The 21,384-nt window shown below is 42.4% G+C and carries 18 protein-coding genes and 2 tRNA genes; 13 read left to right on the top strand and 7 right to left on the bottom strand.

The features are described 5' to 3' along the window. Window position 1: 1 nt before the first annotated feature. From petA to metG, 6 genes are all read left to right on the top strand, one after another. Window positions 2-586, top strand: coding sequence for a ubiquinol-cytochrome c reductase iron-sulfur subunit (gene petA / locus L3D27_RS03320; protein ID WP_284674226.1), 585 nt, complete (start codon window positions 2-4; stop codon window positions 584-586). A 23-nt stretch (window positions 587-609) separates the two neighbouring features. After that, complete coding sequence (locus L3D27_RS03315; RefSeq protein WP_284674565.1) at window positions 610-1,827, top strand: cytochrome b; 1,218 nt, start codon at window positions 610-612, stop codon at window positions 1,825-1,827. Continuing rightward, on the top strand, window positions 1,827-2,549 hold the full coding sequence (locus L3D27_RS03310) for a cytochrome c1 (RefSeq protein WP_284674225.1): 723 nt from the start codon (window positions 1,827-1,829) through the stop codon (window positions 2,547-2,549). Before L3D27_RS03315 ends, L3D27_RS03310 begins: the two co-directional genes overlap by 1 nt. Window positions 2,550-2,741: 192 nt before the next feature. Further along, on the top strand, window positions 2,742-3,389 hold the full coding sequence (locus tag L3D27_RS03305) for a glutathione S-transferase N-terminal domain-containing protein (protein ID WP_432481540.1): 648 nt from the start codon (window positions 2,742-2,744) through the stop codon (window positions 3,387-3,389). A 2-nt stretch (window positions 3,390-3,391) separates the two neighbouring features. Next, window positions 3,392-3,781, top strand: a complete 390-nt coding sequence (locus tag L3D27_RS03300; RefSeq protein ID WP_432481539.1) for a stringent starvation protein B — start codon at window positions 3,392-3,394, stop codon at window positions 3,779-3,781. A 125-nt stretch (window positions 3,782-3,906) separates the two neighbouring features. Then, on the top strand, window positions 3,907-5,946 hold the full coding sequence (metG, locus tag L3D27_RS03295) for a methionine--tRNA ligase (RefSeq protein ID WP_432481538.1): 2,040 nt from the start codon (window positions 3,907-3,909) through the stop codon (window positions 5,944-5,946). A 376-nt stretch (window positions 5,947-6,322) separates the two neighbouring features. Here metG and L3D27_RS03290 read toward each other — a convergent pair. The 4 genes from L3D27_RS03290 to L3D27_RS03275 form a co-directional block, all read right to left on the bottom strand. After that, window positions 6,323-6,399, bottom strand: a tRNA-Asp gene (locus tag L3D27_RS03290). Window positions 6,400-6,404: 5 nt separating this feature from the next. Continuing rightward, a tRNA-Val gene (locus L3D27_RS03285) sits at window positions 6,405-6,480 on the bottom strand. A 162-nt stretch (window positions 6,481-6,642) separates the two neighbouring features. Then, window positions 6,643-7,350 (bottom strand): nucleotidyltransferase family protein, encoded by a 708-nt coding sequence (locus L3D27_RS03280; RefSeq protein ID WP_432481537.1) that lies wholly within the window; start codon window positions 7,348-7,350, stop codon window positions 6,643-6,645. Window positions 7,351-7,488: 138 nt separating this feature from the next. Further along, the gene (locus L3D27_RS03275; protein WP_284674220.1) at window positions 7,489-8,505 is read right to left on the bottom strand and encodes an aminoglycoside phosphotransferase family protein; all 1,017 of its coding nucleotides are present in this window, start codon (window positions 8,503-8,505) and stop codon (window positions 7,489-7,491) included. A gap of 217 nt (window positions 8,506-8,722) precedes the next feature. Here L3D27_RS03275 and lptD point away from each other — a divergent pair, with 217 nt between their 5' ends. From lptD to htpX, 4 genes are all read left to right on the top strand, one after another. Further along, window positions 8,723-11,374 (top strand): LPS assembly protein LptD, encoded by a 2,652-nt coding sequence (gene lptD, locus L3D27_RS03270; RefSeq protein ID WP_432481536.1) that lies wholly within the window; start codon window positions 8,723-8,725, stop codon window positions 11,372-11,374. Between the two features lie 156 nt (window positions 11,375-11,530). After that, window positions 11,531-12,844, top strand: coding sequence for a peptidylprolyl isomerase (locus tag L3D27_RS03265; protein ID WP_432481535.1), 1,314 nt, complete (start codon window positions 11,531-11,533; stop codon window positions 12,842-12,844). Window positions 12,845-13,058: 214 nt separating this feature from the next. Beyond that, on the top strand, window positions 13,059-13,805 hold the full coding sequence (locus tag L3D27_RS03260) for a lytic transglycosylase domain-containing protein (RefSeq protein WP_432481534.1): 747 nt from the start codon (window positions 13,059-13,061) through the stop codon (window positions 13,803-13,805). A gap of 245 nt (window positions 13,806-14,050) precedes the next feature. Continuing rightward, the gene (gene htpX / locus L3D27_RS03255; protein WP_432481533.1) at window positions 14,051-14,956 is read left to right on the top strand and encodes a protease HtpX; all 906 of its coding nucleotides are present in this window, start codon (window positions 14,051-14,053) and stop codon (window positions 14,954-14,956) included. A gap of 243 nt (window positions 14,957-15,199) precedes the next feature. Here htpX and L3D27_RS03250 read toward each other — a convergent pair whose 3' ends face one another. Further along, window positions 15,200-15,925 (bottom strand): LrgB family protein, encoded by a 726-nt coding sequence (locus tag L3D27_RS03250; protein ID WP_432481532.1) that lies wholly within the window; start codon window positions 15,923-15,925, stop codon window positions 15,200-15,202. Then, entirely contained in the window at window positions 15,918-16,286 is a 369-nt protein-coding gene (locus L3D27_RS03245; protein ID WP_432481862.1) for a CidA/LrgA family protein, read from the bottom strand. Before L3D27_RS03245 ends, L3D27_RS03250 begins: the two co-directional genes overlap by 8 nt. A gap of 334 nt (window positions 16,287-16,620) precedes the next feature. Between L3D27_RS03245 and dut the strand changes: the two genes are divergently transcribed. Beyond that, complete coding sequence (gene dut, locus L3D27_RS03240; RefSeq protein ID WP_432481531.1) at window positions 16,621-17,085, top strand: dUTP diphosphatase; 465 nt, start codon at window positions 16,621-16,623, stop codon at window positions 17,083-17,085. Between the two features lie 107 nt (window positions 17,086-17,192). Further along, window positions 17,193-18,098 carry an acetylglutamate kinase gene (gene argB, locus L3D27_RS03235; RefSeq protein ID WP_432481530.1) on the top strand — a complete coding sequence of 302 codons (906 nt, stop codon included), beginning with the start codon at window positions 17,193-17,195 and terminating at the stop codon, window positions 18,096-18,098. A 223-nt stretch (window positions 18,099-18,321) separates the two neighbouring features. Here the strand turns inward: argB and L3D27_RS03230 are convergent, their stop codons facing one another. Further along, on the bottom strand, window positions 18,322-18,678 hold the full coding sequence (locus tag L3D27_RS03230; RefSeq protein WP_432481529.1) for a Spx/MgsR family RNA polymerase-binding regulatory protein: 357 nt from the start codon (window positions 18,676-18,678) through the stop codon (window positions 18,322-18,324). Window positions 18,679-18,782: 104 nt separating this feature from the next. Here L3D27_RS03230 and leuS point away from each other — a divergent pair, with 104 nt between their 5' ends. Then, on the top strand, window positions 18,783-21,380 hold the full coding sequence (gene leuS, locus L3D27_RS03225; RefSeq protein ID WP_432481528.1) for a leucine--tRNA ligase: 2,598 nt from the start codon (window positions 18,783-18,785) through the stop codon (window positions 21,378-21,380). Window positions 21,381-21,384 lie beyond the last annotated feature (4 nt).

The following is a 21,384-nucleotide window of genomic DNA, read 5'->3' as shown; positions in this document are numbered from 1 at the left end:
AATGAGCCATGCCGAAGGCGTGAATATTAAACGCCGTAGAGTCCTAATTGCAACAACCGCCGCCATTGGTGCGGTTGGTGTTGGTGCAATCGCCACCCCATTTGTGCGTTCTTGGTATCCAAGTGCAAAGGCGGAAGCTGCGGGTGCCGCTGTTGTTACAGACATCAGTGGTATTGAAAACGGTCAAATGATTACCGTAAAATATCGTGGCAAACCCATCTTTGTGGTTAAGCGTACCGATGAAATGGTGGCAAACTTAAGTAAAGTTACCCCAAAACTTGCCGACCCAAATTCTGATGGGTCTGTTCAGCCTGAATACTGCAAGAATGAAACTCGCTCAAGAGAACCAAATATCTTGGTTGTTGAGGGTGTTTGTACGCATTTAGGTTGTGCACCAATATTTAGACCCGAGGTCGGTGCTGCTGACTTGGGCGGTGCGGATTGGATGGGTGGTTTCTTCTGCCCTTGCCACGGTTCGATGTATGATTTAGCAGGTCGTGTTTATCGCAGTATGCCAGCACCGTTAAATCTACCTATTCCAGAATACAGCATTGATGGCAGCATCTTGACTGTTGGGGAGGCGTAATCATGAGTATCGCTAAAAAATTGATGAACTGGATTGATGCACGCTACCCAGCTACTGAGACTTATGAATATCATATGTCAAAGTATTATGCACCAAAGAACTTTAACTTCTGGTATTTCTTCGGTGTCCTATCTATGGTGGTGTTAGTCAATCAGCTTGTTACTGGTATTTGGCTCACCATGATGTTTAACCCAAGTGCTGAAGGTGCATTCGCCTCGCTAGAATACATCATGCGTGATGTTAAAGGCGGTTGGTTAATTCGTTATATGCACTCAACTGGTGCTTCTGCATTCTTTGTGGTTGTTTATTTGCACATGTTCCGTGGCTTGCTATACGGCTCTTATCAAAAACCTCGTGAATTGGTGTGGATTATCGGTATGGCAATCTACCTATGCTTAATGGCTGAGGGTTTTTTTGGTTATTTGCTACCTTGGGGTAATATGTCATTTTGGGGTGCACAGGTTATCCTTAATCTACCTGCCGCCATTCCATTTATTGGCGATGCTTTAGGTGAATGGGTAAAAGGTGACTACATCATCTCAGGCATTACGCTAAACCGTTTCTTTGCATTGCATGTTGTCGCTATCCCGCTTATCTTGGTTGGACTTGTATTCATGCACTTGGTTGCCCTACACCATGTTGGTTCAAACAACCCAGATGGTATTGACATCAAAAAACTAAAAGACAAAAATGGTGTACCATTAGACGGCGTACCTTTCCACCCTTACTACACTGTGCATGACATGGTTGGTATCGTGGTATTCTTAATATTCTTCTTTGCAGTAGTATTCTTCGCCCCTGAAGGTGGTGGTTATTTCCTAGAAAAACCAAACTTTGAAGTTGCAAATGCCCTGAAAACACCGGCACACATTGCCCCTGTTTGGTACTACATGCCTTACTATGCGATGCTGCGTGCAACACCTTCTATGTTTGGCTCTGCCTTGCCTGGTGTCATTGTAATGTTTGGTGCAATCGCTATCTTGTTCGTTCTACCTTGGTTAGACCGCTCACCTGTTCGCTCTATGCGTTACAAAGGCACCCTATCCAAGATTGCTCTTGCTATTTTTGTAGTCAGCTTCTTGGTTTTAGGTTACTTAGGTGGCGTCTCCTCTACACCAACAGGAACTATTGTGGGTCGTATTTGTACCATTCTATACTTTTTGTATTTCATCTTGATGCCGTTCTACACATCAATTGAGAAGTGCAAGCAACCGCCAGAGCGTGTTACGGGAGGTCACTAATGAAAGCATTTAACCTAAAAACTCTAGGTGCAGGTCTGCTTTTAGCAGGTGCTGGTATCGTAGCAAGCCCATCAGCGATGGCTGGTGGTGGTCATGGCTGTGGTGAGTATACCGAAGCCGATGGCACAAAAACGACACTAGAATGCAGTACAGCACCCATTGACCTAACCAACAAAGGTTCATTGCAGCGTGGTGCTACCATGTTCATGAACTATTGTGTTGGCTGTCATTCTGCTCAATATGTACGCCACTCACGCATTGCAAAAGACTTGGATATACCGCCAGAATTGGTTGAAAAATATTTGATGGTAAGTACAGATCAAATCGGCAACCACATCACTGCAGGTATCGATCCTGAAGTGCAAGGTGCTTGGTTTGGTGCAGCACCACCAGATCTATCATTGGTAACTCGTCTGCGTGGTGATGACTGGGTATATACCTACCTACTGTCATTCTACGAAGACCCAAGTCGCCCTTGGGGTGCAAACAACTTGGTGCTTGCCAATGCAGCCATGCCACATGTTCTACACAACCTTCAGCAAGAACTTGGTGAAGAAGAGTACAAGAACCGTGTAGGCGATCTGGTCAACTTTATGGCATGGATGGCTGAACCTGTCCGCCACGACCGCAAAGTCTATGGTGCTTGGGTGATTTTATTTTTACTCATCTTGCTTATTCCAGTTTATCTACTCAACAAAGAATTCTGGAAAGATGTTAAGTAATTTAACAATAACCCAAAATGCCAGTGTTTATCACTGGCATTTTTTATATCAGCCAACCTTATTATCGTTTTTATAGAAGCATCAATCAAAAGAGCGATTTAGATTATTAAAATACAAAACTAAGAATTTCCCAAGACTTTCAGCATAAAATTTGATAAACTAGGGCTTATTTTTTTATTGTTAATTAACCATATGGCAGACTTTTCTCATCTTTTACCGTCGCAATTCCTTCTGTATGGTAATGATGGCTATGATAGCCATGTGGTTAGATTATTGCTTGAAGAAAAGCAGCTGTCATACGAACTTGCCTACATCCAAGACGAACGACCTGAAGAACTGGCACAACTAAATCCTTATGCAACCTTACCCATATTGGTTAATCGTGATTTGGTACTATATGAGATAAATACCATCTTTGAGTATCTAGAAGAACGGCACGGAGCAGCCAAACTGCTACCAGCCACACCAAAAGAGCGTGCCTTAACCAGACAACTTGCGTGGCGGTTGCAGACAGATTGGCTATCACTTGGAAGAACGCTCCTTACTCATCCTGATAGCTTTGACGAGATGCAAGCCAAAATTGCCAGACAAAGTCTATCCAACTCCCTAATTACGCTTTCGCCTCTATTTAATAAGCACGAGTATTTTTTATCCGAACAGTTCGGCTGGTGTGATATCTTATTAGCACCACTCTTTTGGCGACTGCCCAAAATGGGTGTGCATTTGCCAGCTCATATCTGCAAACCACTAATCAACTATCAACAACGACTATTTTTACGCCAAAGTTTCAAAAATAGCCTAAAACCTCTACCCAACTATCTGGATAAATACACGGAGTAGCCATGACTTTCACCCCAAAACGCCCTCACTTGGTTCGTGCCTTACATGAATGGATGGAAGACAATGATTTGACCGCCTACCTACTCATCGATGCCACCCACCCTGATTTGGTTGCCCCATTAGAATATGCCATTGATGGACGCTTAGTACTTGCTGCATCCTATCAGGCCACCAAAGATTTACGCATTGATAACGATGTCGTTTCTTTTTCAGCACGCTTTGGCGGTGTTTCTCAGAATTTGTGGATTCCTATGGCAGCTGTTATTGGTATTTATGCCAAAGAAAATCCTAACGAAGGCTTATTTTTTGATCCAAACGAATACACAAATACAACACCGACCCAGTCAGATACCAAGCCATCAAAACACAATGGCTTAAAATTTGTGGATTAAACAATCAAGCAACGACTGTCATTATGAAGCGACCAAACTATTATCTTGATTGCTTATGTGATTTTATAAAACATTTATAGTAAAATTTACCCATTTCTTTTGATAAACGAAAAAACAGGTATGCCATGACAAAACGCCAAATATTAGTTACCAATGCCCTGCCCTATGCCAACGGCTCAATCCACATGGGACATCTTTTAGGTTATATCCAAGCCGACATCTGGGTAAGAGCCATGCGGTCTATGGGTCATGATGTCATTTATGTCTGTGCTGACGATGCTCACGGCACCGCCATCATGCTCCGAGCTGAAGCGAACAGCATTAGCCCAGAAGAGCAAATTAAAGGCGTGCAGGTTGAGCATGAACGAGATTTTGCAGGATTTAGTGTGTCATTTGACCACTATGACAGCACCCACTCTGATGCCAACCGCAAGCGTTCAGAAGAGATTTATCTTGCTAATAAGCAAGCAGGCAATATCGCCATTCGCCCTGTAACTCAGCTTTTTGACCCTGAAAAACAAATGTTCCTAGCTGATCGCTTCATCAAAGGCACTTGCCCAAAATGCAAGGCAGACGACCAATATGGCGATTCATGTGAAGTGTGTGGCACAACCTATAATGCCACCGAACTCATCAATCCACGCTCCACCCTAAGTGGTGCAACTCCTGTGGAAAAATCGTCCGACCATTACTTTTTTAGCCTACCAAACTTTGCTGAATTTTTGCAAAAATGGACAAGAGACGAAGGCAGACTACCCATCTCTATCGCCAACAAGCTAGATGAATGGTTTGAAGCAGGGCTTAATGACTGGGATATTAGTCGAGACGCACCGTATTTTGGCTTTAAAATCCCTGACACTAAGGACAAGTACTTTTATGTGTGGGTGGATGCCCCCATTGGCTATATGTCTAGCTGTGAAAATTATATCAAATCCAAACGAACCGAACTGTCCTTTGATGATTATTGGAAAGCTGATAGCACTGCTGAAGTCTATCATTTTATCGGCAAAGACATCGTTTATTTCCATGCCTTGTTCTGGCCTGCCATGCTATCTGGAGCAAATTACCGCACGCCAACTTCGCTGTTTGTCAACGGGTTTTTGACCGTCAATGGCGAAAAAATGAGTAAATCTCGTGGCACATTCATCAAAGCTGAGACCTACTTAAAACACCTAAACCCTGAGTACTTGCGTTATTACTTTGCGTCCAAATTATCCGATAAAGTAGAGGATTCAGATTTAAATTTTGATGACTTTATCGCCAAAGTAAACTCTGATTTGGTCGGTAAAGTCGTTAATATTGCCAGTCGCTGTGCCAAGTTTATCAACACTCAATTTGACAATAAGCTGTCCGATGTTTGCGTAGAACCTGAATTGGTAAGCCGATTTATCCAAGCAGGCGACAGCATTATTAAGCACTACGAGAACCGTGAGTTTAGTACCGCCATTCGTGAAATTATGACACTTGCCGATCTTGCCAATCAGTATATTGACGACAAAAAACCATGGGCAATCGCCAAAGAACACCCAAACAGCCAAGATGTTCAAGATATCTGTTCGGTTGGGCTAAATCTATTCCATAAAATCATGGTCTATTTATCGCCAGTATTACCAACATTATCAAATGAATCACAAGCATTCTTGAATGTAGAGAGCTTAAATTTTGATGCCCGTTTTGATGTATTAACCCAAACCATCAACGAGTTTAAACCGCTTCTACAACGCATTGACCCCAAGAAAGTACAAGCAATGGTTGATGACTCGAAAGAAAACCTACAATCTACTGACAGCAAAAAAGACAAAAAAGAAGGTAAAGCTATGGAAAATACCAACCAAAACGATTTTATCGGCATTAACGATTTTGCCAAAGTTGAGATGAAAGTCGCCAAAGTACTTGAGTGCAATGCGGTAGAAGGAGCGGATAAGCTATTACAATTCACTCTTGATGTCGGTGAGAATAACCCACGAAATGTATTTAGTGGCATTGCTAAATTTTATAAACCTGAAGATTTGCAAGGCAAAACCGTCATCTGCGTTACCAATCTTGCTCCCCGCAAGATGAAATTTGGCATCAGCGAAGGCATGATTTTATCGGCCGAAAAAGATGGGCAACTGACAGTTGTTTTATTGCCTGATAGCATGACCGCAGGAGCAGTACTAGCCTAAGCATTTAAAAAATCGCTGATAAAACATCAGCGATTTTTTTAGGATATTTATTCAGTAAGGTTTCAATTACTCATACCTTGCATATCTGATGATAACCACCGCTCATCACACCACAAGCACAGTAAAAGTTTATATTATAGCCCATCCACACCAAATACACAGCCACCATAGACGCCTCACTTACCTACATCGGTTTAACCCAACAGGCAGGCCTTGTACGACTTGAGCAATGCTTTTTTCTTCAAATATGCGACAGCAAAGAAAACACAACTTGCAAAGAAAACACAACTTGCAAACAAAAAACATAAACAAAAAAACCCCAAGACAGGGGAGACTTGGGGTAAAAAAGTCAAACTCATATAAGTTTGAAATAAGATGGCGCAGCGGACGGGACTCGAACCCGCGACCCCCGGCGTGACAGGCCGGTATTCTAACCAACTGAACTACCGCTGCGAACATGGTGGGCGGTAACGGATTCGAACCGCTGACCCTCTGCTTGTAAGGCAGACGCTCTACCAACTGAGCTAACCGCCCATGTTCTGTTGAACTACTTGAAATTGATTAAATAAATACTATATTAAGCAACTTCATTGTTCGTTCGTTGTGGTGCGTATTATATAGATTTTTATCAGAGTGTCAATTCTTTTTTTCATAAAAATCTAAAATATTTTGTAAGATTATGATTTTATTAACTATTTAATCAATCTTTAGTTTTCTGGCATAGGCATCAACATAAGACAACCGCTCCAGAGTACCGACATCAACCCATTTATCAGTCATGATATCCCCTGTTACCGCATTGTTTAGCATGGCTGTTTTTAAAAACGGAGCAAGCGGAGCTATCTCGCCTACCTCCACCGCATCAATCAGTCTAGGCGACAGCACGCTAATGCCTGCAAAAGTGTGGCTAGGTGCATCATCGCTTTTTGGCTGTACTAAATTACCAGTTAGGGAAAAATCCCCTGCCAGATTATGTTCTGGATTCTCAACAAGCATCAAATGTGCCAAATGCTCAGACAGTTTATGGTTAATCAAGCCAGAAAAATCATACTCTGTCCACACATCACCATTAATTAAAATAAACGGCTCATCTCTTAATAGCCCATTTGCCAAAGCATACTTAATACCCCCTGCTGTCTCAAGTGGCTCATCAAGCACGCTTTCATCAGAAAGCCGCAGATTCACCCCTAAATCCATGCCTGATAGCACATCAATAATCTGCCGACCAAGATATCCCACATTAATGACAATATCGCAGATTCCCACGCTACGAAGTCGCTCAATGTGCCACAAAATCAGTGCCTTATCCGCCACAGGAACCAAAGGCTTGGGGGTCGTTAAAGTCAAAGGACGCATTCTAGTACCTTTGCCTGCCGCTAAAATCATCGCTTGTGTAATGCTCATGACTTCCTTTTTAATCAATGAAATAAATATTTTGATAAAACAAACTTGCCTATAATGGTTGTTTTTGTAATGGCTGTTCTTGCATCAATGTGCCATAAAGCCAACCACCATCAGACTTTCTCACCATCGTATAGTCTGCTAGGAAAACTTGGCATGATAAGCAGGCAGAACCACCGAGTTTAACCAACTCTTAAATGGCACAACCGCTGTTTCACCATGTGTTTGTAGCCAGTCAAGCTCATTTAGTAAATCTTTCATGACTTTAGGAATATTCGCCAAATAGCGAGCCTTGCCATCTCTTTGATAGAGGCGCACAAAAATACCTAGCACCTTAAGATGACGCTGTACACCCATGATGTTTACTTCCTTGATAAAGTCATCAATGTCGCCATGAAGCTGTTTTAGCTGATGAAATTCGGCAATCTTAGCATTCACCCAAGATTCATCAAAATCCACATAAGCATCACGCACCAAGCTTACCAAATCATAAGTATACGCTCCGATGACCGCATCTTGAAAGTCAATCACTCCCAAGGCATCACTGCCTTTGTCCACCATCAAATTACGGCTGTGATAATCTCGATGCACAACAACTTTTGGTTGTGCTACGATATTCTCTAGCAGATAGGCGGTAAAGTCACGCATGATATCTCTAGCTTCATCACTGAGCAAAACCCCAACATAAGGCAAGAACCACTCGGTGAATAACGCCATTTCGTCAGACAGTTTTTGTTTGCTATATTCAGGCAGGTTTACTTTAGTGGGTAAACTTTGCAACCCAACTAAGGTTTGCAAAGCCTTGGTATAATAGGCATCAACATTTGCCTTATCATCACGGATAAGGTGAGCAAATTCAACCGTGCCAAAGTCTTGTAATAACAAAAAGCCACGCTCAATATCACGAACAATAATCTGCGGTACATTCACCGTGTCCGACATCATGTCAGCGACATTAACAAACTCTGCCACACTTTCTTTATCAGGTGGTGCATCCATGAGCAGGTAAGTTACAGGCACGCCATTTTCATCGACATTTGGCAGATATATGCGATGATAACGGCGAAAACTGGCATCGCCTGCTAGACTTTCTACTCTAAACCCTGTAGCAAGGTTGGCATTCAAAAAAACCATCATCTCATCATGGCGTGTTGTCATATAAGCCCCCAGACTCATAAAAATTGGTAAAGATGGGTCAGATTTTACCATGTTTCTTGGTGATCGTACTGTAAATTTCTGCTAAAATCGCCATATTTCATGATGAAAATCTTACAACCTTTCATAAAAAATGGTGTAAAATAACCAAAAAAATCATGACGATGCTTTATCATCACGACACTTTATCATCAAAAGACAACATACAAGGTTTTTGACTGTGAAACCAAAAAGCACCCTACTTAAACCAAAGCACGCCAAACTATGCTTGGCTGTCAGCATTCACATGGCATTATTTGGTGCGTTGTCGCCAACCAACGCTTTGGCTTACACACCACAATCCGGTCAGCCTATCAAAAAAAACAGTAGCCTTGAGCGCCTATCTAGCTACTATCATACCAAGTCTAATGATGAAGCACGCTGTCAAGGTGTATGGGTGCACCCAAGACAAGAACGCACATCTCTTACTCAAGAGCTAGGACACGAGCAACCAGCCGACCGACAAGTAACGAATGAGTCGCAGGCACAAATCATGCACTCATCAGAACAAAACGCTTATGGGCAAATCAAGCCAGACGCTACTGATGGTACTTATTACGCCCAAGCAGACTATGGCTATTATGGCAATGACGAATATGCCGAATTGTCAGGTAATGTCATCTTAGAACAAAATGGTCAACAAGTTTTTGCCGACAAAATCACTTTCAACCCAAAAACAGGCGAATCTACAGCAACAGGTCAAGTCATCTTTGGCGATACACCCACTCACACTCCAGTCAATCAATCCAGTAGTCAGCAAAAGCTAAATGAAACCAATCAAAGCAGTGCAGGCATCATTGGCGTGGCAAATAAACTGCAATACAATGCTAAAGACAAAACCGCTAAAGCCCAAGATGTCGCCTTTGCTAGCACTACCATCGGTGCACATGGTCACGCCAAAGAGCTAAAAAAAATCAACGACGCCAACTATCAGATGGACGAAGTCATGTTTACTACTTGTCCGCCCACTGAACGCAAATGGCATCTAAATGCAGACAGCATTGAAATTGACACCAACACAGGTCGTGGCATTGCCAAAAACAGCACACTCAAAATCAAAGACATACCTGTATTTTACTTGCCGTATTTTAATTTTCCTATTGATGCTCGCCGTAGCAGTGGATTTTTATTACCTAATGTGGGAATCAATTCTAGTGATGGCGTGCAGGTTGATACTCCTTACTATTTTAATTTGGCCCCCAACTTTGATGCAACGCTAACACCAACCCTGTTTAGTAACAAAAACCCCATGCTTGGTGCTGAATTTCGTTATTTGACCAAAAAATATGGCTCAGGTACTTTTGATGTCGCCTATTTACCCAACGACCGCAAACGCAACAATAAAGACCGCTATCATGTATTCTTTGATCATGAATGGCATGCCAAAAACATCAATAATCTCTCTGCCTATGCCACTTATCGCCATGTATCAGATACTGATTATTTAAATGACTTTGACACACTAGGGCTTAAAAACAATCCTTTAAACCTGCCACGACGCATTGGGGTGAATTATTATAACGAACATCTCAATGCTGATTTTCGTGCAGAGACCTTTCAGACGCTAGGCGGTACAAATCATAACGGTACGCCCATTGCCGATAAGGATAAACCCTATTCAAAATTGCCACAACTGATGGTAGATTACACCCTACCCAAGTCTGATGATGCCTTAGGTCAAAAACTTCGTATCCCAAGCTCACTAAATAAACTTGATATTACAGGTACGCATAATATTGCTTATTTCAAAAAATCCATCAATGATAATTCAGAAAGCGAAAAAAGCGGTTTGCGTATGTACAATCAGCTCTCAGCAAGCTATCCAATGCTGCGTTCGTGGGGCTATCTTACGCCAAAACTAAGCCTTAACCATCTATATGCCTCTTACGATGAAGATAGCTTGACAGCACAAAATTTAATAGGCAAAAAAGGCACTTATTCAGTCTTCGCCCCACAATTTAGCCTAGATACCGCAACTTTCTTTGAAAAATCAGGCTCACCTTTTGGTTGGTTTGATGGTAGCTTGGATGGTTATCAGGTGCTATCCCCTCGCATCAAATATAACCATACCCCCTATAAAGACCAACGCAATATTCCAAATTTTAAAGCTGCTTATGCCGCCATCAGTTACGACCAGCTATTGTCTGACTCATGGTTACTAGGTCATGACCGCATTCAAGACTTGCATGCCATCACACCTGCTCTTAGTTATCGCTACATTGATAAAGATGGCAATACTCGCCTGCATACTGGTGTGGCACAGCAGTTTTATTTGGATAACTTAAAAGTTGGTTTAAAGGATAACATCGCCAAGCACAATGGCAACTCAGGATTGGCTTGGCAGGTTAGTGCACAACCAATAAACAACCTATGGGTAGAATCAGATGGTTCATTCACGCCCAATTATGACCTAAATCACATCAATGCACAACTACGCTATCAACCAAAAGAGCATAGCCTATATAGCCTAGGTGTCATCAATCGCAAAGAAACTCCGGCTTTTAATCAACTGCCTTTGCACGCTTATACTGCCGCTGCTATTTTTCCCATCAGCAATCACTGGCGTGTCCTAAGCCAAGCTCAGTACGACTATCGCAACGACCGATTATTAGATGCGTTAGTCGGTATCAACTACGAAGATTGCTGTTATGGGCTGTCGGTCTATGTACGCCGCTATAGAAATAGCCTAAACCCAGAAGCCAGAGCAAACAACACCATCATGGCGGAGATTCGCCTAAACGGCATAACCAGTGGCGGTCGGTTAAATCGCCTCATGAGCGATAAAGTAATTGGCTATGACAGCACCCAATCTGTATGGCAACAATCTTACTAAACACCAAATGATTTATCTTGCCCAATCGTTACCCATTCAAACACTTTGGTAAAATTTATCTCATGGGTTTGACGATGAGCGTGGCAAATGCTACACTTAATGAGATTTTTTGTTAATAACCTTTTAGCAACTACTTTAAAAATTAAAGGAACTTTCATGCAAGGCAAATTTTTAATCCGCCCTTTATTGATGGGTATGCTTGCCACAGCGACACTTGGTGTTACTCCGATGGCACTCGCTAATATCAGCATCTCTCAAGGCACCGATGGTATCATCGCCGTGGTGAATGACGAAATCATCTTAAAGAGTGAATTGGTTGCCGCCATCGCCGCTCTAAATGCACAATACCGAGCCAATAACATCAATGCCACTTCTGCTCAAATTCAACACGCCGCCCTAGATGCTCTTATTGTCCGTAAACTACAAATGGGTATCATCAATCGTGCAGGCGTTACCCCCAATGAAGAAGTCATCAACCGCCAACTGCTTGAAATCTCTCATGCACAAGGTCTAAAATCACTATCTGAACTACAAGCCACCCTTGACGCCAAGCAAAAAGGTAGCTATGCCGCTTTACGCAATCAGCTCATCGAAGATGGTGCGATTACCGCTTTGTGGCAACACCAAATGTCAAACCGCATCAATATCAGCGACCAAGAGATTGAAGCTTTTTTGAAGTCTCCTGAGGCTGCCAGCATCAAACAGTCGCAATATCATCTCGTGCATATTCGTATTCCCTACAGGGACAATGCCAACAGTCAAGATAAAGCCAAAGCTCACGATGTCGCCAAAGAAGTTGCTGTCGCTCTACAAAGTGGTAAATCACTTGGTATGATACTCAATCAGTTCAAAGACCATGAGCCACAATTACAAGGGGCGGATACAGGGCTAATCAATCAAAACGCCATACCACGCCAGCTAGCACCACAAATCACCACTTTGGCAGCAGGCGAAACAACCAATCCTATTGTTAGTAGCACAGGCATTGATGTCGTCAAAGTGGTAGAAAAATCTGATGGCTCAAAAGTCATCATGCCAGAATGGCAAACCAGCCACATTCTAGTACGCGTTGATGACAACCAAAATGCCGCACTTGCTGAACAAAAAATCAACGCACTGTACAATGAACTACAAAAAGGGGCAAACTTTGCTCAATTGGCGGCCACCTATTCTGACGATACAGGTTCAGCACAGCAACAAGGTAGCCTAGGTTGGGTAAGTGAAAACCAGATGGTACCAGAATTTGAAGCGGTGATGAAAAACACCGAAAAAGGCGACTACTCCACACCTTTTCGCTCACAGTTTGGTTGGCATATTCTAAAGGTAGATAATATACGAGAGCGTGATGTTACCTCACAAGTTCACAAAAATATTGCTCGTGAGATCATCTTTGAGCGTATCGCTCCGCAAGCCCAAGAAGACTGGATTCAAGAAATGAAAGCCTCTGCTTACATCAAAATTTTTGAGTAAGCATTAAGATTTTTGATGATGATTTAAATAAAAGGGTGCTTATTAACACCCTTTTATTTTTAGATATTTTCAAGACAATACAGCAAGACCTGTATCATGCCATCAAGATGAGTGCAAGAATGACCCACTTTGGTTACCAAAGCACACAAAAGAAGCTTGGGCGTATTTACCAAGTCTGTGCTACATGCACGCAATTTTTGACCAAACAAATATCATGCAAAAAACCCTTTCGCTTATCCTTACCGCCTTATCACTTAGCACATCCACCCTTTCTGCTTATGCACAGATTGATGATAAATTATTAACAATCATTCAGTCTAACGGTAGCGGTGCAAGTAAATTTACTTATATCAGCAGTAGTCAATACGATTCCGACATTCACTATGGCACAAAGCCCACCAAACCCATCCAATATAGCATACCGTACAGCCAAAATATTGGAAGCATTGGTAATAACACCTATGATACTCTCATCAGAGAGTCTGCTACTCGTCATGGCGTAGATCCCGCCTTAGTCAAAGCAATCATACATACCGAATCATCATTTAACCCATACGCCAAATCACCCATGGGAGCTCAAGGACTTATGCAGCTCATGCCCGGCACCGCTCGTGATATGGGCGTGATCAATGTTTGGGATCCGGCTGATAATATCGAAGGTGGGGTTAAATATATCGCATGGCTTAGTCAAAAATTTTCAAATCAAGACCACATCATCGCCGCCTATAACGCAGGTCATGCCAATGTCAAGCGATATGGTGGCATTCCACCATTTAAAGAAACACGAAACTATGTACACAAGGTTAATAGTCGCCATCAAAACCTATATGCTCACGACACCAATCTATCTCAAGGCGGATATCAGCTAGCGATGAATATGGATTTAAGCATGACAACCACCATCAAAAAGATTGAACGGCCCACAGGCATTAACATTAACACCACTACAGACGGTGAATAAACCATACATCAACGCCAAGCACAGCAATGAACCAAATGCAAGCCAAAACTTTTGATTCACTACCCATTTTTGTGAATTATACCAACTTATTGTGTTTATTTTTTGTGCATCAGGTGGTAAAAGGCTTTTAATTTTTAGTTTTATCCTTATAATAACATTAATCAGATTTTTTCATGTTTATCTGATTTTTTATTCAGTAATTTTATCATCCAATTTTAAATTCTTTTAAAAAGGAAAAATTAGCTATGATGCGAATTGGTTTGTTTTTATTAACCAACATAGCGGTTCTAATCGTATTTAGCATTGTTTTTGGTGTTTTATCTAGCGTCTTTGGCTTGGGCAGTGTGCATGGCTCAAATGGATTAAACTATGTCAGCCTCGCTGTTATGTGTCTTGTATATGGCATGGTAGGTTCTATCATCTCGTTATTTTTGTCAAAGTGGATGGCAAAAAAATCCACAGGCACGCTCGTTATCAAAAGCCCAAAAAATGGTACAGAACAATGGCTTGTTGATACCATTGCCAAGCAAGCAAAGACCGTTGGTATCGGCATGCCTGAAGTTGGTATTTTTGATAACCCACAGCCAAACGCTTTTGCGACAGGTTGGAACAAAAATAACGCCCTAGTTGCTGTCTCAACAGGACTATTACACACCATGACAGCAGAAGAAGTTGAAGCGGTACTTGCTCATGAAATCGGTCATGTGGCAAATGGCGATATGGTAACACTGGCACTTATTCAAGGTGTCGTCAATGCCTTTGTGATGTTCTTTGCTCGCATTATCGGTAATTTTGTCGATCGGGCGATATTTAAGAACGAAAGTGATTCTCCTGGCATCGCTTACTTTGTTACCAGTATTGTCATGGATATTTTGTTGGGTATCTTGGCAAGTGCGATTGTTATGTGGTTCTCTCGCCTGCGTGAATATCGTGCCGATGAAATGGGGGCTCGCCTAGCAGGTCGTGATAATATGATCGCCGCACTAAATGCTCTTCGCCCTGCTCAATCCCACCCAGACCAAATGCCAGAGAGCATGAAAGCCTTTGCCATTTCAAGCGGTCAATCACAAGGCTTTAGCATTGCCAGCTTGTTCCGTAGCCACCCAACGCTTGATGATCGCATTGCTTCTTTACAAAAGTTGCCACATTGATCGGCAGTATTCATCAAAACCAACCAAAACACCGTCATTGGCGGTGTTTTTGTATTGTATTATGCAATGCCACTAAAAATCCTGCCATCAATCAAATACACCCATTGCTCATGAACGACTTATTTTAGGTCGTCTATTATTAGGTATTAAAAAAGCCAATCTAAAACCTTTGATACCACCGACAAAAAATCTCTTAGGTTCACCCAAAGTATTTTTAATATTAGGTTGCTATCCTTTTGTTATCTATAATCCAATCAGCCACGGTACAATCACAGGGGCGATAAAAGCTGTCAATACCCCATTTAAAATCAGCCCTACTGTTGCATATACCATATGATGAGAACTCATCTGCATGGCTCGCACCGTCCCTAAAGCGTGCGACGCCGTCCCTAATGATAACCCTTGAGCCATTGCCCGTCTGATGCGTGCTTGATGTAGCACATACACCCCCATGATCTGCCCTACCACACCTGCAATTAACACCATTGCCGCACTGATACCCACCACCCCATCTAACACTTTAGTAACTTCAATAGCAATCGGCATGGTAACAGACTTAGCGGCAATGGCAATGACACTATCCTCACTACCACCTAAAAGCTGTACAAGGCACACACCCGTTATGATACCGACCACAGAACCGATGAACTGAGAAACAATAATAGGCAGCCATTGGGCTCGGATTTTTTGCCACTGCATGTATAAAGGCACCGCCATACACACCACCACAGGCTGTAGCCAAAAACTAAGATAACCACTGGCTCGCTCAAAACTCTCCCAAGAAATACCAAACAGCTTTAAAAATGCGATGACTACCACAGTCGTGATGAGCGTGGGGTTAATGAGTGGTTGCTTTAAGGTTTGTCTTAACCAAACACTCAGCTCAAACGCACCAACCATTATAAAAATCAACAAAAACGGGCTGTTTTTTAGCTCAAAAAACAGCATCAATACCGACCTTTCAGCCATTTTTCACCCCTTTTGTTGATTTTTGTAGATGCCTTAGCCATTCATAGCTTTTGCCTGTAACCACCAGCACAGCTAAAGTACTGATAACCGTCGCTACTATCAATATCCACGCATCATCAGCGATGACATCAAGGTATTGCATGATAGAAATACACACAGGAATGACCAACAGCACCAAATGATCAAGCATCACTTTGGCAAGTTTTTCCACCGTCTTTAGCTTAACCAATCCAATCTGTAATGAAATAAATAATAGTAGCAGCCCAATTACACTGGCAGGTAAGGGCAAATCAAATCCCATGACAATCACCTGACCAAGGAATAAACACGCAAAGATAACCAAGAACGCTTTTAGTAGCATCACATTTTCTCAAAATCAAAACACACCTATTGTATCGCAAAGGCATCAATTCACCAAACTTTATGGGATTTTTTACAATTTTTTAGTGTTTTTTACTTGATTTCATTGTCAATCACTCGTATCATCAGCTCATCTTTTTATTTTGGGGTAAATCAGTATATAAATACCTCATAATAACAGCAAACCAAATGGCACTGAACGCCACATTAACCACATAATAGGCAGGTTATTAGCATATTGTCAGATTGCTTTATGTACTGCTTTTTATGTTTCACCCAATCCATTTGGTCAATTATTTTTCAAACTCATTTTAACAGATAGCAAAAGACAGCTCATGAACACAGTCCAAGTCAAACTCCTAAATCCCAAAATCGGTACAGACTCAAACTTTCCACTACCTACTCGTGCTACAGACGGTTCGGCCGGCATTGATTTGCGTGCCTGCATTGATAAGCCTGTTATCATCCGTGCAGGCGAGACCAAACTCATCGGCACAGGCATGGCGATTTATATCAAAGATCCAAATTATGCAGGGATTATCCTGCCTCGCTCAGGACTTGGGCATAAGCATGGTATTGTACTTGGTAACTTGGTGGGGCTGATTGATGCTGACTATCAAGGCGAACTTATGGTATCAGTATGGAATAGAAGTGATGCTGATTTTATCCTAAATCCTGCCGAACGCATGGCTCAGTATATGGTCGTACCTGTCGTTCGTCCTTCTTTTGAAATTGTAGATCAGTTTAGTGATGATAGTGAGCGTGGCACAGGGGGGTTTGGTAGCTCTGGGATTAAATGATTGATGATGACATTGACTTGGTTACCCAGTAGTAATTTTTATTTATCCCAATTCAATCAAGCAAAGCGGATACCAATCCATTTACCAATACTTTCAAAGGAATAGCCATGCAACACAAATCCCTAACCTTAGACGAAGCCAAACACACCAGTGAGGTCATCACCACCGCCCTACCCTATATTCAGCGTTACAAAGATAAATTGATTGTCATCAAATACGGCGGTAATGCCATGACCGACCCTGTGCTAGAAAGCTCATTTGCCCGTGATATTGTCCTGCTAAAAACCGTAGGCATTCATCCTGTGGTAGTACACGGCGGAGGTCCACAGGTGGATAATCTCATGAATGAACTTGGTCGTGAATCTGACCGCATAGACGGCATGCGAGTCACCGACAAACAGACGATGGATGTGGTAGAGATGGTACTAGGTGGCAGTGTGAACAAATCCATTGTCAACCTAATCAATAAGCATGGCGGACAAGCAATTGGCTTGACTGGCAAAGATGCCAATCTCATCAAAGCAACCAAACTTGCCATGACCGATAAAGATGGCAATGCCATTGATTTGGGCTTTGTGGGCGAAGTGGCTCATGTCAATACAGAAGTAATCAATATGCTAATCCATAGCGATTTTATTCCTGTCATTGCCCCACTTGGCGTAGATGAAAAAGGCGAGACCTACAACATCAATGCCGACCTTGTCGCAAGCAAAGTGGCAGAGTTTTTAAATGCTGAACGCTTATTGCTACTGACCAACATTAAAGGCGTGCTTGATAAAGAGGGCAGTGTATTGACCAGTTTGTCGCCCACCGATGTTGATAATCTCATCGCTGACGGCACGATTAGTGGTGGCATGATACCTAAAATCTCAGGAGCTTTAGATGCTGTTAAAGCAGGGCTTAGAAGTGCCACCATCGTAGATGGGCGAGTTCCGCACGCCTGCTTACTAGAAATCTTTACCGATGAAGGTGTAGGCACACAGATTTTAAGAGAATCAGACTTTATCAATTAATTTAACAAAGTCATTTGTGTGAAGGTGGCTAATGACCAAAAACTCCAATAAATGATGAATTAGGCAAACTTCACCTTCACACAGATTCACACAGACGACAACATTGCTATTGATGGTTAATGCCAAAATACCACCAAAGTCAAAAACTCGCAAAATCTTGTTATGACTAGCGTCTTTATACATTTTGCCATTATGCTTATTTTAATCAGCATAATGACCAATCTCACTCTCCGCCAAGCGCCCCACCCCATTCATGCTCGTCAAAACCAATCAAAGCCACATCATCACCCATGATAATTGGGCGTTTTAACACACTTTGATAATCCTTAATCATCTCATACATGGCAGAGACATCACCACTCATGAGTGTATTTTTGATGGTGTCATCAAACTTACGATAAGTTGTGCCTTGTTTATTGATGGTCTTTTCACCAAAAGTCGCCACGAATTTTTTAAACTGCTCTAGGCTAAGTACCGACTTTTTATAATCAAAAAATTCATACGCTATGCCATTTTGATTTAAAAAATCAAATGCTTTTTTCATGGTGTTGCAATTTTTGATGCCATAAATGGTCAGCATGACTTCCCCTTAAGATATAAAAATATTGGCAAATTATATCAAAATTACGCTATAATAACCTGTTAATTTTCCAATATTTTACCCAATAATTATCTGAGATAGCCATGAGCCTAAACGATTACGATTTTAAATCCATTGAACAGACACAACAAGCCAAATGGCAAGCCGATAACCGCTACCACACGGATAACTGTGATAACGGCAAACCCACTCGTTACATGCTCTCAATGTTCCCTTACCCTAGTGGCAAGCTACACATGGGGCATGTACGCAACTACGCCATCACCGATGTGCTAAGTCGCTATTATCGTCAAAAGGGCTACGATGTCATGCAACCGATGGGCTGGGATGCTTTTGGTTTACCTGCCGAAAATGCCGCCATTGACAATAAAGTCGCTCCCTATAAATGGACAATGGCAAATATTGAGCATATGCGTGGTCAATTAAAGTCGTTAGGTCTATCAATTGACTGGTCTCGTGAGTTTGCCACTTGCACCCCTGAATACTACAAATGGGAGCAATGGCTGTTTTTACAACTTTATAAAAAAGGCTTGGTTTATAAAAAACTTTCCACCGTAAACTGGGACCCTGTGGATAATACCGTACTTGCCAACGAGCAGGTCATCGATGGTCGTGGTTGGCGTTCAGGTGCACTTGTTGAAAAGCATGATATCCCAATGTATTATTTTAAAATCACAGATTATGCAGACGAGTTGCTTGACGATTTAAAACTGCTAGAAAACAAATGGCCAAAACAAGTACTTACCATGCAACATAACTGGATTGGCAAAAGCCATGGCATGGAGCTTGATTTTGTTTATGAATTAGACGGACAAGTAGACAAACTCACTGTCTTTACCACTCGCCCTGATACCATAATGGGGGTAAGCTATCTTGCAGTGTCTGCCGAGCACCCCCTTGCCACCTATGCTAGCCAAGACAACCTCGCTTTACAAGCCTTTATCAGCGAATGCAAACAAGGCTCTGTGGCAGAGGCAGAACTTGCCAAGACTGAAAAAGTCGGCATGGATACAGGCTTAACTGCCACGCATCCTGTAACAGGTGATCCTGTGGTTATTTGGGTTGCCAACTATGTCCTGATGAGTTATGGTTCAGGGGCGGTAATGGGTGTGCCCGCTCATGATGAGCGAGATTTTGAATTTGCCAAAAAGTATGACCTACCCATCAAACAAGTCATTACTTTCAAAGATAAAGAGTACAGCACAGACGCATGGCAAGAGTGGTATTCTGACAAAGGCGGTGTGTGCATAAACTCTGGCGTGCTTGATGGCATGGACAAAGACACCGCCACCACCAAAATCCTAGAATTAGTGGGAGAGAAAGCCAAGATTACCACTCAATACCGCCTGCGTGATTGGGGCGTGAGTCGTCAGCGTTATTGGGGTTGCCCTATTCCAATGATCAACTGCCAGTATTGCGGAACAGTGCCTGTGCCAGAGAGCGATTTGCCTGTCGTACTGCCAACTGATGTCGTACCTGATGGTCGAGGCAACCCCTTAAAATCCATGCCAGAATTCGTCAACTGCACCTGCCCTAAATGCGGTCAATCTGCCGAGCGTGAGACCGACACCTTTGATACTTTTGTGGAAAGTAGTTGGTACGCTCAGCGTTTCACCACTCCCCATGATGACACCCAAATGGTCGGTCGAGAAGGTGCAGACAAGTGGCTAGCTGTCAACCAATATGTAGGCGGTATTGAACACGCCATCTTACATCTGTTGTATGCTCGCTTTTTCCATAAAGTCATGCGTGATGAAAGATTGGTTAAAGGGGCAGAACCTTTTGAGAACCTACTGGCACAAGGCATGGTACTAGCAGGGACTTTCTACCGTGAAAATAATGATGGTTCAAAAACTTATTACTTCCCCCATGAGATAGAAGTGCGTGGCAATGAAGCAGTACTGATAGCAGATGGCAAGCCTGTCATCATCGGCAAAATAGAAAAAATGTCCAAATCCAAAAACAATGGTGTGGACCCACAGACCATCATGAATGAGTACGGAGCGGACACAGTACGACTTTATACCATGTTTACCGCTCCTGCCGACCAAACGCTAGAGTGGTCGGACTCTGCCCTAAAAGGTCCTTACAATTTTGTCAAGAAAGTATGGCGACTTAGCGATGAGCATCTAACTGCCATCAAAGGCGTGGATAAGTCAGCCCTTGTCATTGATACTACCAATTTATCAAAACCTGCCAAAGACCTACGCCGTAAGACGCACGAGACCATCTCTAAGATTGATACAGCTTTAGGTGAACATTTGACTCTCAACACACCTGTATCATCATTGATGGAACTTGCTAATGACATTGGAGCATTTGCAGTAAAAGATGATGGTGATTTGGCAACTCGCCACGAATCACTCATCGCCCTACTAACCATACTGTCTTTATACGCACCTCATGTGGGAGAGCATCTATTAGAAGCGTTTGGTTTTGATAGTCGCACACTTACCTTCCCAGCACTTGACACATCAGCATTAGTAAGTGACACCATGACAATGGTCATTCAAGTCAATGGTAAAGTGCGTGGCAAGATGGAAGTTGCTACTGGTTTAGACAATGATAGCTTGATTGAACTTGCCAAATCAGCTGAAGGTGTGGATAAATTCATAACAGGCGACATCAAAAAAGCCATCGTAGTACCAAACAAACTGGTCAGCTTTGTTGTTGCAGGATAACACA

This window comes from Moraxella sp. ZY200743 (assembly GCF_050885545.1).
GTDB lineage: Bacteria > Pseudomonadota > Gammaproteobacteria > Pseudomonadales > Moraxellaceae > Moraxella > Moraxella haemolytica.
The sequence above is the reverse complement of the archived record's forward strand: the minus strand, read 5'-3'. Positions and strand labels throughout refer to the sequence as shown.